This window comes from Candidatus Amarolinea dominans, assembly GCA_016719785.1.
In the GTDB taxonomy this organism is placed as follows: Bacteria; Chloroflexota; Anaerolineae; order SSC4; family Amarolineaceae; genus Amarolinea; species Amarolinea dominans.
The window spans coordinates 300,712-313,205 of sequence record JADJYJ010000031.1 but is presented as its reverse complement, the minus strand read 5'-3'; the positions used below and the strand labels follow the sequence as shown (position 1 = coordinate 313,205).

Below are 12,494 nucleotides of genomic sequence, written 5' to 3'. Positions count from 1 at the left end.
AGGGGACCATGCCAGCGACCGACGCCCAGCGTTGGAACGAGCGCTACCGCAGCGGACAACACGCCGGTTTTGATCAGCCGCGCGCCTTTCTGGTCGAGCAAAGCGTCTGGCTGCCCACCCACGGCCTGGCGCTCGATGTGGCGATGGGCCTGGGGGCCAACGCGGGCTGGCTGTTGGCGCATGGCCTGCGCGTCATCGGCGTGGATATCAGCGAGGTGGCGGTGCGCCAGGCCCTCGCTCGCCATCCCGGCCTGCAAGCCGTGATCGCCGACCTGACGGCCTTCACTCTGCCGGCGAATTCGTTCGATGTCATCGCGAATTTCTATTACCTGCAGCGTGATCTGTGGCCGCAGTTGGTGCAGGCGCTGCGTCCCGGCGGTGTGCTGATCTGCGAAACCCTCACGCAGGCCGTGCGCCAGGTGCGCCCGGAAATGTCTCCCGAATTCCTGCTTTCGCCGGGCGAACTGCGCCAGGGCTTTCCGGGTCTGGAGGTTCAAGTTTACCGCGAGGCATGGATCGAGGCCGGCTGCGACTCGCCGCGGCCAGTGGCCAGCCTGGTGGCGACGAAGCGGTAACGTAAGCCGGAGGCTTGCGGCGTTTTCAACGCAAAGACGCCAGGGCGCAGGGGCGCAAGGGCTGTAACGCAAGCCGGAGGCTTGCGGCGTTTTCAACGCAAAGACGCCAGGGCGCAGGGGCGCAAGGGCTGTAACGCAAGCCGGAGGCTTGCGGCGTTTTCAACGCAAAGACGCCAGGGCGCAGGGGCGCCAGGGCTGTAACGCAAGCCGGAGGCTTGCGGTGTTGGCGCACCGGAGCATGATTTGTCGCAGACGGCGTCGTCACGCCGGAGGCGTGACCTACGGTTGAAGCGAGTGGGGCGCAGGCCGGGATACGGATCGGGTACAATTTCAATCTGAATGAGCTGAGGGAGAGGGTCGAAATGAGTCAGCACGGAGAGGATCACGAAGGCGCGAGCGATCTTGGACAGGGCCGCGAGGGTGGAAAAACGGGCCGCCGGTTCACGATGACAAAACAGGTTTCCCGGATAACGGCTGCGGAATCCGGGCATGCCCACGATCACGCCGGGCAGGAGGCCGGGCATGCCCACGATCACGCCGGGCAGGAGGCCGGGCATGCCCACGATCACGCCGGGCAGGAGGCCGGGCATGCCCACGATCACGCCGGGCAGGAGGCCGGGCATGCCCACGGTGACGCCGGGCAGGAGGCCGGGCATGCCCACGATCACGCCGGGCAGGAGGCCGGTCATGCCCACGGTGACGAGCATGGGCACAGTCATGGGGGAGGCGTGTGGGGCTTCATTCAGACGGTCTTTCACATGCACGGCCACGGGGACGGTGGGGGTGAACTGGTTTCTGATTCTGTCTTGACGACGAGCCGGGAGGGTATCCGCGCCTTGCAGTGGTCATTGGTCAGCCTGCTCCTGACCGCAGTGATGCAGGTTGTGATCGTGGCCATCAGCGGCAGCGTGGCGCTGCTGGCCGATACCATTCACAATTTTGCCGATGCCACTACCGCCGTGCCGCTGTGGTTGGCCTTTGCCCTCAACCGGCGTCAGCCCTCGCGCGGCTTCACCTATCGCTATGGCAAGGCCGAGGATCTGGCCGGCGCGTTTGTGGTGCTGGTGATCTTCAGCAGTGCGCTGGTCATCTTCTACGAAACGTGGCAGAAGCTGATCCACCCTGAACCGATGCGCAACCTGGGCTGGGTGGCGGCCGCGGCCATTATCGGTTTTATTGGCAACGAGTTGGCCGCATACGTGCGCATTCGTACCGGACGCCGCATCGGTTCGGCCGCGCTAGTGGCCGATGGCCTGCATGCACGCACCGACGGGTTGACCTCGCTGGCGGTGCTGGTGGGCGCCATTGGCGCCTGGCTGGGCTTTCCCCTGGCCGACCCGCTGATCGGCGCGTTGATCGGGGTGGCGATCCTGTTCATCGTGCGTGACGCGGCCCGCACCATGTGGCTGCGCCTGATGGATGCAGTGGACCCGGCGATGGTGGATACCGTGGAAAAAGTTGCCAGCCGGGTGCCCGGCGTCGAAGCGGTGCATGAGCCGCGTCTGCGCTGGGTGGGTCACGCGCTGTGGGGCGAGCTGCACATCGAGGTGGATGGTAACCTGGCTACGCAGGCCAGTCATACGATTGCCGAAGAGGTGCGCCACGGGCTGTTTCATGCGCTGCCGCGGCTGCGCACCATGATCGTCCATGTGGACCCCCGGCCGCAGCCAGGCGCCGATTCCTGGATCCACCACGCCATCACCGCGCACCACGCGCAGTGAACGGCCCATTTTTCGCTTCGGGAAGGGGTCCCGTATGTCCCATGTTCTTTTGATCAACCCACCTGGCCCTGCGGGCAAGACTGCGAACCGTGAAGGTTCCGCCGGTCTGGGTGTCATCGGCCCGCACGCGGATGATTTTTACTATCCGCCGCAAACCATCGCCACCGTGGCCGCGGTGCTGCGCCAGGCCGGCTATAGCGTCACCTGTGTGGATGCCGTGGCCGAGAAGCTCGATGTGGCGGCCACCCTGGCACGCGTGCCTCCCCGCGCAACCGATCTGCAGATCGGCGTGCTGATGAGCCAGGCGACGCTGACCGTTGACGTAGATTTCTGCCAACATCTGCTGGCCGATACCGATGTGGATGTCGTTGCCTTTGGCTCGGCCATGCGTTTCATCGGCCAGACCGTCATGGAGCAGTGTCGTGTGACCGCCGTGGCCCTGGGCGCACCGGAGACGGCCGTCTTGCGCACGCTGCAAGCGCTGGCCACAGCATCCGCTGACGACGAGAGTGACGGCGAGTGGGTCGCCGGCCCCGCGCTGCCCAGGGCCGACCTGACGACGTTGCCGCGGCCGGCATGGGAACTGCTGCCGCACGATCGCTACCCCTTCCTGACCCTGCGCGCAGGGAGCGGCTGCGATGACGACTGCGCCTATTGCCCCTACGTCGCCGTCGAAGGCCATGGCCGCCAGGTGCGCCCCGTGCAAGCTGTCGTGGACGAGCTGGCCTGGCTGCAGCAGACCTTCCCCAAAGCACGCTACCTCTTTCGTGACATCGTCTTTGCGGCCGATCGTGCCTGGACCGAGGCTTTCTGCGCAGCCCTCATTGCACGTCTTGCACGTCGGCTCAAGATCAACTGGGAGTGCGAATCAAGGCCGGAGCATTTCGATCTGGCCCTGCTGCGGCAGATGGCTGGCGCCGGCTGCACCACCATCAAGATCGGCCTGGAAACGGTGGATGATGAGATGCTGGAGTTGATGGGGCGCCTGCATCCCCGGCAAACCGCCGACGATTACCGCGACCAGGTGTTGGAAGTGCTGGATGCCGCCGCGCAGGTGCGTATCGCCTGCCGGCTGTTCGTCATGGTGGGCCTGCCCGGCGAAACTTACGGCGCTCGTGCGCAAACCCGTGAGTTCCTGGCCAGCGTGCGCCCGCCCCTGCTCAGCATCAAGGCCTATCGGCCGTATGCCGGTGTGCGACTGGAGCAGGATGGCCTGGGCGCCAACCTGAACAGCCGTCCCGGCGCCCGCCCCTTGACGCGCAGCGAAATCCTCGAGTTGCAGCGTGAATGGCAGAGCTTGCAGGGCGAACCACCGCCCCCGCAAGGCATCGGCAGCAAGTTGGCTTCGCTCCTGGGCTGGAACGGCGGACGCTCCTATCAGGTATCGGCGCGGCGCGGGCGACGGCTCTCCTAGGCCGGCGGCAGGGCGCGTGCGCGTCATCTCAAGAATGGCAATTCACATGATCGCTTTGGTCACGGGGGGCAACGGATTTGTAGGGGCCGCGGTGGTGCGGGCGCTTCTGCGCGCTGACATCGCGGTGCGTGTGCTGCTGCGCCCCGGCAGCGATCGGCGCAATCTGGCCGGGCTGGCGGTGGAGGTCTGCGAGGGCGATGTGCGTACACCGGCCAGTCTGCCCGCGGCGCTGCTCGGCTGCACGCACGTGTATCACCTGGCGGCGCTCTACAGCGCCAATCCGGCCGATGGTGACCTGCTCTATGCCGTCAATGTGGAGGGCACGCGCCATCTGCTGCAAGCTGCGGCCGCGGCCGGCGTCGAGCGTTTCGTGCATACCAGCACCGTCGGCACGATTGGCCGGCCGCCGGCTGCAGACGATCTTCCCACTGAGGACGTGGCCTTCAACCTGGAGGGGAGCGCCAGTCATTACGTTCTCTCCAAATGGCGGGGCGAGCAGTTGGCACTGGCGGCGGCCGCGGCCGGCGACGCGGCCGTGGTGGTCGTTCACCCCACTGCGCCCGTAGGCATGGGCGATTGGCGCCCCACCGCCACCGGCGGCCGCATCCTGGCCTATTTGCGCGGACAGATGCCGGGTTATCTGGCCGGCGGCATCAATTTTTGCGACGTGGATGACATCGCCCGCGGTCACCTGCTGGCGGCCGCGCACGGCCAGATCGGCCGGCGCTACATCCTGGGGCATCCGGCCGGCAATCTCGACCTGACCGGTTTCCTGGCCCTGCTGCAGGCGGCCAGCGGACAGCCGCCCCCGCGCCCGGCCCAGGGCTGGCGCGCGCGGCTGATTGGGCTGCTGCGGCCGGTCGCGTCTCCGGTCACAGTGCCGGCCGCGGCCCGCCCCGCCGCGCTGACCTGCGACCCCGCCCGCGCCCTGGCCGAACTGCACTGGACGCCAGGCCCGCTGCTGGAGGCCTTTCAGACGGCTGTGGCCTGGTATCGGGCCAGCGGCATGGTTTGATGGGTGCGGATTTCAACGCAGGGACGCCACGGCGCAGGGACGCAAGGGTTGTAATGCAAGCCTACGGGTTGCGGCGTTGGCGCACCGAAGCATGATTTGCCGCGGACGGCGTTGTCACGCCGGAGGCGTGACCTACGGCTTGCGGCGCGAACGATCTACAAGGAGAGGACGCTTTGTTACCCTGGCGCGTGAAGGAACCGATGCTGCGCAGGCTGATGGCTGTTTCCGGGCCAACCGGCGGCGGCCGCCTGGCGACGCGGCTGGCGGTCTGGCTGTTGGGCGGCGTGTACAAGGACCGCAAACTGCTCGCCAACCTGACGCCGCGGCCCTTCATCTCGCCGCTGGCGCAGATTCGCTGTGCTGATCTACGCGTGGGGCGCCATGCTTTCATTGATGACGACGTGACCATTTACGCGCACGATGACGGGGGCCGGGTCGAAGTGGGCGAATTTTCCTCGCTGCACCGTGGCACCGTCATCGAGATCGGCGCCGGCGGCAGCGTGGTCATCGGCCGCGATAGCCACATCCAGGGCGCCTGCAATCTCAAGGGCTTTGTGGCCGATCTGCGCATCGGCAACCAGGTGCAAATTGCGCCGCAGTGTGCGTTCAGCCCGTACCAACACACCTTTGCCGAACGGACGCAGCCGATCAAGAATCAACCGCTGGCTAGTAAGGGGCCGATCGTGATCGAAGATGATGCCTGGCTGGGCCTGGGGGTGATTGTGCTGGATGGTGTGACTATCGGCCGCGGCGCGGTGATTGGCGCCGGCGCGGTGGTCACCGGTGACGTGCCGCCCTACGCGATTGCGGTGGGCGTGCCGGCGCGGGTCGTTGGCAGTCGGCCGTCGTAGCGCATCCTCAGAGCTGTAGCTGTGGCATGATGAACCAGAAGAGGCTGACAAGGCACAGCCCGGCCAGACCGACGAACACGCCGCGGTAGAGCAGACCGTGCCAGCGTTGCAGGCGGGGCAGCAGCGCCAGCAAAATGACCGCCGCCGCCCACAGCAGCAGCGTCCAACGGCCAGGCGCCACGGCCAGACTCAGGAGCAGGCCACCCGCGGCCAGGGCGGCCGCTGTGCGACTGGCGCTGGGTTGCGCCAGCGCGGCCAGTCCTGCGCTCAGGCCCAACGCCGCCGGCAGCAGCGCGGAGAAGAGATAGCGCCCCTGGTGCTGTACGAAGCCCAGGTTGTACCAGAGATAGCCGCCTGCGGCGCCCAGCATGGCGAGAGCCAGGATCAACAGGCCGCGGCGGTGAACGCGCTGCGGCCACGCCCGCCACAGCGCCCAGCCTGCGCCTACGCCGGCCGCCAGGCTGAGGATGAGCAGCGCGGTGTAGATACGGTCATCAAGCAGGACGCTCATCCAGCCAAATTGACCCCAGAAGGAGCGGAACGTCCAGGTGACGAAACGCGTGCCCAGGCTGACCCAACCCTCCTGCGCGAGAAATTCACTCGTGCGCAGTTGTCCGAGCACGATGTCCTCGTGCCGGTTGAGGCCGAGGAAGTCGGCGCCGCCATAAACGGCCAGGTTGCGCACCCACCAGGGCAGCGCCAGCAGGAGCAGCGGCAGCGTCACAGCGAAGGTCAGGCTGGCAGCCCGGCGCCAGGTTGGATCATGACGATGACTATCACGCCAGGCCAGCAGCAGCGTCACCCCAAGCAGGGGCAGCATGGCGTAGACGGTGCTCTTGGTGATCAGCCCCAGGCCGGTGACGATGCCCAGCCACAGCCAGGGCCACAGCGTCCCTGGCGCGGGGCGGATCAACAGGCGCAGGCATTGCCAGAGCATGATGGCAATCAACAGCTCCGCCAGGCTGTCGTTGTTGACCGCGGCCAGCATGGCGATGTGCATGGGCAAGAAGGCGACGAAGGCCATGGCGCCCAGGGCGATGGCCGGGCGCACGATCAGCATGGCGGCGCGGTGGACCACCAACAAGAGCAATCCACCCAGGAAAACGGAGAACAGGCGTAACGGCAGCAGGGCGCCGCCGGTCAGGCGAAAGAGCGGCGCAGCCAGGACGTAATAGAGCGGCGGCTGATGGAATTCGTAGCGGAAAGCCTCGATGGAAGTGCCGGGACCAAAGCGGGCGACGATTGCCGCGGTCTGCTCGGCCTGGTTGTAATCGCCGGCCTGCAGAACCGGCAGCACGCCCTGCGTGGCCACAATGTGGATGTAGTTGTAATGGGCCGGCTCATCCGGCGCCTGCCAGGCTGGGGTGTAGACCGCAAACAGAACGCCAATGACCAGGTAGGTCAGCACAATGGCTCTGTGCCAAAGCATGGTCTGCTTCTTCAAGTGGCTTCGCGCATCCCCCATAGATTTGCCTGCGCAGACAGGCACCGCAGCTCGGTTGGCGCAGTATAACACAGGCGATTATGCGCGGCAAACGACTGAGTTGAAGGGGACGCGAAAATCGGGTACAATGACTCAGGACGCAACACGTCACCGCCTGGCAAAAGGGTGATGAGAGGAGACGAAACAGAATCATGAAAACCGTATTGGACGGCGAAATAGATGCGATTGTGTTTGCTTATCATGGCGCACCGCTGGACGTGCTGGGGCCTCACGTGCAGGACCTGGGCGCTGGGCGTCAGGCGGTGGCCATTCGCGCCTTCCGCCCGCTGGAGGCGCAGGTGTGGGTGGTTGCCAAAGACGACCCCACGCAGAGCACGGCGATGCAGAAACTGAACGACGTCGGCTTCTTCGAGGCCGTGTTTGCAGATAGCGCGGAGATTTTTCCTTATTATCTGCACCTGGTCGGCCACGATGGCAGTGAGGTGGACATCGAGGACCCGTACGCGTACCCTCTGCAACTGACGGAGTTCGATCTGCACTTGTTGGGCGAGGGCACGCATTTTCGGACGTACGAGAAGCTGGGCGCCCATCTGCGCACAGTGGCTGGTGTGCAAGGCGTGCATTTTGCGGTCTGGGCGCCCAATGCCGAACGGGTCAGCGTCAAGGGCAATTTCAACCAGTGGGACGGACGAACTCACCCGCTGCAACTGCGGGGGCAGTTGGGCGTGTGGGAGTTGTTCGTGCCTGGCCTGGTGCAAGGCGAGGTCTACAAATACGAGATCAAGTCCCGCTACATGGGCTTCACCGGCGATAAGTCGGACCCGTACGGCGTTTACGCGGAACGGCGCCCCAACACCGGCTCAGTCGTATTCGACATTGAGCATTACGAATGGGGTGATGACGACTGGGCGGCCAACCGCCGCCAGCACAACGCCTTGACCGCCCCCATGTCCATCTATGAAGTACACCTGGGCTCGTGGCAGCGCGCGCCGGAGACTAACGATTTCCTGAACTATCGCGACCTGGCGCATAAGCTGGCGGCGTATGTCAAGAAACTTGGCTACACCCATATCGAACTGCTGCCTGTGGCCGAACACCCCTTCGATGGCTCGTGGGGCTACCAGGTCGTCGGCTATTTTGCGCCGACCAGCCGTTTTGGTACGCCGACCGACTTCATGTATTTTGTAGATCATCTGCATCAAAACGGGATCGGCGTCATCCTGGACTGGGTGCCGGCTCACTTCCCCAAAGATTCGCATGGCCTGGCTTATTTCGACGGGACGCACCTGTACGAGCATGCGGACCCGCGGCGGGGCGAACACGCGCAGTGGGGCACTAATATCTTCAACTTTGGGCGCAACGAGGTGCGCAATTTTCTCATCTCCAACGCGCTCTACTGGCTGGACAAATATCACATTGACGGGTTGCGCGTGGACGCGGTGGCTTCGATGCTCTACCTGGACTACGGCCGGGAGGGGGGCGACTGGCTTCCCAATCAATATGGTGGGCGCGAGAATCTGGAAGCGGTTGATTTCATCCGTCGCTTCAACGAGCAGGTCCACAAGGAATTCCCGGATGTCTTGACCATGGCCGAGGAGTCAACCTCATGGCCGCTGGTCACCCGGCCCGGTTACGTGGGCGGTCTCGGCTTCGATCTCAAGTGGAACATGGGCTGGATGCACGACATGCTCGACTACATGGAGATGGACGCCGTCTTCCGGCGCTTCCACCACCACAGCATCACTTTTTCTTTGATGTACGCCTTTAGTGAGAATTTCATCCTGCCCTTCTCGCACGACGAAGTGGTACATCTGAAAAAAGCCATGGTGACCAAGATGCCAGGCGATGATTGGCAACGATTCGCCAGCCTGCGCGCACTCTACGCGTACATGTACACCCATCCCGGCAAGAAGCTGCTCTTCATGGGCGGTGAGTTTGGCCAATGGCACGAGTGGGACCACGATCACAGTCTTGATTGGCACCTGGCCGAGTCCGGCTTGCACAAACAACTGCAACAGTTTGTGGCCGACTTGAATCATCTTTACCAATCAGAGCCGGCCATGCACCAGGTAGATTTTTCGTGGGAAGGCTTCGAGTGGATCAACTTTCACGATATAGACAAATCCATCATTGCCTTCGAGCGCCGCGCGGCAGATTCCAATCAGCGTCTGGTAGTTGTCTGTAACTTCGCGCCGGTGCCCCGCAGCGGGTACCGGGTTGGTGTGCCGTTTGCGGGCTTCTATACCGAGGTTTTCAACTCTGATGCCGTCCCGTACGGTGGCAGCAATGTGGGCAACAATGGCGGCGTGCCCTCGGATCCAATAGCGTGGGACAAGCGCCCGCACTCTGTCTTGTTGACCATTCCGCCGCTGGGTGTGGTCATCCTCAAGACGCCTGCACAAGAACCGGTCATCAGCGCGCCGGATGCCTGAGCAGTTACGAAAGGAGAACGATCTATGCCTGGCGCATTTTTTGCCGGCTTGATTCAGGATGAAGATGGCCGGCCGGTGGACGCGGTCGTCATTGGGGATGAGGCCTTCTATGTGGTGCTCGATGCAGGTTTTCGACGCCACATCGCGGCGCGCCAGGTAGATCAGCAGGTGTTGCACATGCTGCGGGACGAAATCGAGGCCCATCACGACCTCGCCGTCAGCAGCGCCTTGCAGATGCTGGGGCGCGATGACCTGTTTACCAAAGCGGCCGTGGACGCTTCGATCAAGAACATGGACCAGGTGCTCGATCACACCCTGCCCGACGAGACCAAATCATGGCTGGGGATGTTGGGCTTTCGTGTCATCATCAACCTGCACGGAGACATTGTGCGGGTGGAAATGCCGGGCCAACTGGCCGAAGATTAGCGCCGGCGCCACAGGAGGGGGCGTTGCTGACGCCCCCTCCTGGTTTTTCAGGCCTGGCGCACACTCTCGATCTCCACCGAGAAATCGCGCAGGAGCATGCGTAGTTCATCCTCGTTGATATATTTGACCTTCAACACCATGAGCGTTTCATCCTGATGGGTGACACTGCCAAAACTGCGCAGCGCGCCGCCGGCGTTGGAAACGGCAATCGCGACATCGGCCAGAATATCAACGTTGGCGGGCGCCCGCAGTGTGACCCGCAGTCCGGGATCGCGACCGCCCAACAGATCAAAAAACACGCGGTACAGATCGCGGTCGGTCAAGATACCGATTGGTTTCTCGTCTTCCACCACCAGCAGAGCGCCCACGCGTTTGTCAGCCATGAGCGAGGCGGCCTCCTCCAGCGGCAGGTCTGGTGTCACCGTAAACACCGGGGCCGACATGACGCGGCCAACCGTTGGCAGGGGGTCGCTGCGATGACGTCGCGGCTCTGCCAGCAGACGCAGCAGGCTGCGGTCGTTCACGATGCCGACCAGGCGTCCTTCGTTGTCTACAATGGGCAGGCGGCGGATGATTTTTTCACGCATCAGTTGCAGGGCCAGGCCCGCGCCGGTGTCTGTCGTCGCAGTAATGACCGGCTGGCTCATCAGATTACGCACGTACATGATGTTTCCTCCCTCAGGCAAACTACGCAAGAAGTCACAGTTTTATGATACGCCGCCCGGCCCCTGGTGTCAAGCTGGCATGGCGCGACGCGACATGTAAGCCCTGCGGACACCGGCCCTTGCTGCTGACTGCCGGTCGTGCTATACTCAGGTCATGCCAAACCAGACTCGCACACCGTGGGACGAACTCGCGCTGCCTTTCTTGCGCTTCAAGGGGCGTCACCTGACGGCCGCTCAGCAATTGCGTCACGCGTGGCGTGAGCATCGCTCTGCCATTATGCTGCTGGATACGATCGGGCCTGACCTGAGCATGATTGACCCTGACTTACCCTTGCAGGCGCCGAGTGGCGGACATGCCGTGCCGGAACCAAGCTATCGGCCCGCGTTCCACAATCTTTCGGCAGAGCAGCGCTGGTTTTTTTGGAACTGGCTGCGCACGCACGAGGGGCATCTGCCTGTCGGCTACACCGTGCTCTATGTGCAACAACTGGAAACAGCGCTGTTCGACACGCACGCGTTGGCTGCGCTGCAGGAGATGCGCTGGCTGTTGGAGCACCACCGCGCCCTGTCTGTGCGTGAGTTTGTGGCTTACGGTCTGGCCATCGGCGCCTGGCTCTATCGTCAGGCTGAGTTGTTCGCATGGGTCGTCAATCAGGGCAGCCTGGGATCGTGGCAAATGGGGATGCTGCTCTCTTTGCAGAACGAACTGGGCGTGCCCTTGAGCGCCGGTCAAGCCCTGGGCCTGGGGCGCTTCTTTCGCTACAACTGGAGCACCTGGGCGCGCCAGCATCCACAAGAGGTGGAGCAAGCCGTGACCGCAGAGCTGGCCGCGACCGGCCACACCTGGCTGAACCAACAAGTCAGCGCCCTGCGCGCCGAACAGCGCCCCATGCAGATTCAACTCATCAATCCCAGCTTGTGTTTTAGCGTGCAGGCGATTGATATGTGCAGCAACCCTGGCTTCGAACGGGCGATGAACGATCTTCTGCAGGCCGCGGAGCGCAGCGCACAACTGGGCGGGCACTTCACGGAGCGCCCGCGGGTTGTTACCCCGGCCGCCACAGCCTGGGCGGACCGCGGCTGGTATGTGGTGCTGGAATTTGGCGAATCAGCGTCCGAAAAGCTGAACTCAACTGTGACCCTGGCCCGCCGTCACCCTGGTTTCATCAAGCTTCTGGATGAAAACCGCGAGATCGTCTACCGCAATGTGTATCAGCGTCGGGATATGAACCGGTTTTGGGTCCTCTTCGACCGGGTGCATACCTGGAAGGGGACGCGGGTCTTCGTCAACGGAAATCCGATCAAGATCGAGAACCTGTGGCCCGGCTCGCCAGAGATGGAGTGAGGTAATACTTATGCAGAAACCATGGCTCAAACAACAGACCCTCTGCCCCGTGGCCGTTGACGCAGACGAAAAAGACCGCTCCGACGCATGGAGCGGTCTTTGCAATCACAGCGCTGTCTATGGATCAATCAATTGTTGGGGCGCCCGGTTGGCAAGACGGAGGGTAGCTCTCGTGTTGCCGCCGGGACAGAGGTGGCAAGTGGCATCGGGGTGGCTACGGGTGTCTTGCTCGGAATGCGCAGCTTTTGCCCAACAAGGATCTTGCTGGTGCTCTTGATGCCATTCAACTTCGCAATGGCCTGGATGGTGACGCCATAACGCTTCGCGATGCTCGTCAGAGTATCGCCCTTCTTGACAAAGTAGGTAGTGGGGCCAGTTCCAGCGGAGGCAGAGCTGGCTTGCGCTTCCGTGGTATGCCAGGCGAATTGCACACCGACGATCATGACGGCGATCAACAAGGATACAAGATGATTTCGGGTGGGCTTCACGGCATTCCTCCTCATTCACACCAAAAGCAGGCGGGTCTTACTAAAGGAATGAAATTTCCAGCGATCCAATTCTGAGCAACACGTACAATCAACGAAATCATAGCGCAAAACCCGCCTA

General features: G+C 63.2%; 11 protein-coding genes. 8 read left to right on the top strand and 3 right to left on the bottom strand.

The features are described 5' to 3' along the window. Positions 1-8 precede the first annotated feature (8 nt). The 5 genes from IPM84_25285 (at position 9) to IPM84_25265 (ending at position 5,576) form a co-directional block, all read left to right on the top strand. On the top strand, positions 9-575 hold the full coding sequence (locus tag IPM84_25285; GenBank protein ID MBK9096009.1) for a methyltransferase domain-containing protein: 567 nt from the start codon (positions 9-11) through the stop codon (positions 573-575). Between the two features lie 446 nt (positions 576-1,021). Beyond that, positions 1,022-2,296, top strand: a complete 1,275-nt coding sequence (locus IPM84_25280) for a cation diffusion facilitator family transporter (GenBank protein MBK9096008.1) — start codon at positions 1,022-1,024, stop codon at positions 2,294-2,296. A 34-nt stretch (positions 2,297-2,330) separates the two neighbouring features. Next, a complete protein-coding gene (locus IPM84_25275) occupies positions 2,331-3,710 on the top strand; it encodes a radical SAM protein (GenBank protein MBK9096007.1) in 1,380 nt (459 codons plus the stop codon). 46 nt (positions 3,711-3,756) lie between these two features. Continuing rightward, the gene (locus IPM84_25270; GenBank protein MBK9096006.1) at positions 3,757-4,725 is read left to right on the top strand and encodes an NAD-dependent epimerase/dehydratase family protein; all 969 of its coding nucleotides are present in this window, start codon (positions 3,757-3,759) and stop codon (positions 4,723-4,725) included. 215 nt (positions 4,726-4,940) lie between these two features. Further along, complete coding sequence (locus IPM84_25265) at positions 4,941-5,576, top strand: acyltransferase (protein MBK9096005.1); 636 nt, start codon at positions 4,941-4,943, stop codon at positions 5,574-5,576. 7 nt (positions 5,577-5,583) lie between these two features. Here IPM84_25265 and IPM84_25260 read toward each other — a convergent pair whose 3' ends face one another. Continuing rightward, positions 5,584-7,005 carry a glycosyltransferase family 39 protein gene (locus IPM84_25260; protein MBK9096004.1) on the bottom strand — a complete coding sequence of 474 codons (1,422 nt, stop codon included), beginning with the start codon at positions 7,003-7,005 and terminating at the stop codon, positions 5,584-5,586. 206 nt (positions 7,006-7,211) lie between these two features. Here IPM84_25260 and glgB point away from each other — a divergent pair, with 206 nt between their 5' ends. Together glgB and IPM84_25250 are read left to right on the top strand one after the other, a co-directional pair. Then, positions 7,212-9,452, top strand: a complete 2,241-nt coding sequence (gene glgB / locus IPM84_25255) for a 1,4-alpha-glucan branching protein GlgB (protein ID MBK9096003.1) — start codon at positions 7,212-7,214, stop codon at positions 9,450-9,452. A 24-nt stretch (positions 9,453-9,476) separates the two neighbouring features. Then, complete coding sequence (locus IPM84_25250; protein MBK9096002.1) at positions 9,477-9,878, top strand: hypothetical protein; 402 nt, start codon at positions 9,477-9,479, stop codon at positions 9,876-9,878. A gap of 47 nt (positions 9,879-9,925) precedes the next feature. Here the strand turns inward: IPM84_25250 and IPM84_25245 are convergent, their stop codons facing one another. Continuing rightward, entirely contained in the window at positions 9,926-10,543 is a 618-nt protein-coding gene (locus tag IPM84_25245; GenBank protein MBK9096001.1) for a CBS domain-containing protein, read from the bottom strand. A 154-nt stretch (positions 10,544-10,697) separates the two neighbouring features. Here IPM84_25245 and IPM84_25240 point away from each other — a divergent pair, with 154 nt between their 5' ends. After that, on the top strand, positions 10,698-11,888 hold the full coding sequence (locus IPM84_25240; protein MBK9096000.1) for a hypothetical protein: 1,191 nt from the start codon (positions 10,698-10,700) through the stop codon (positions 11,886-11,888). Between the two features lie 128 nt (positions 11,889-12,016). Here IPM84_25240 and IPM84_25235 read toward each other — a convergent pair whose 3' ends face one another. After that, positions 12,017-12,331, bottom strand: coding sequence for a LysM peptidoglycan-binding domain-containing protein (locus IPM84_25235; protein MBK9095999.1), 315 nt, complete (start codon positions 12,329-12,331; stop codon positions 12,017-12,019). Positions 12,332-12,494: the final 163 nt, after the last annotated feature.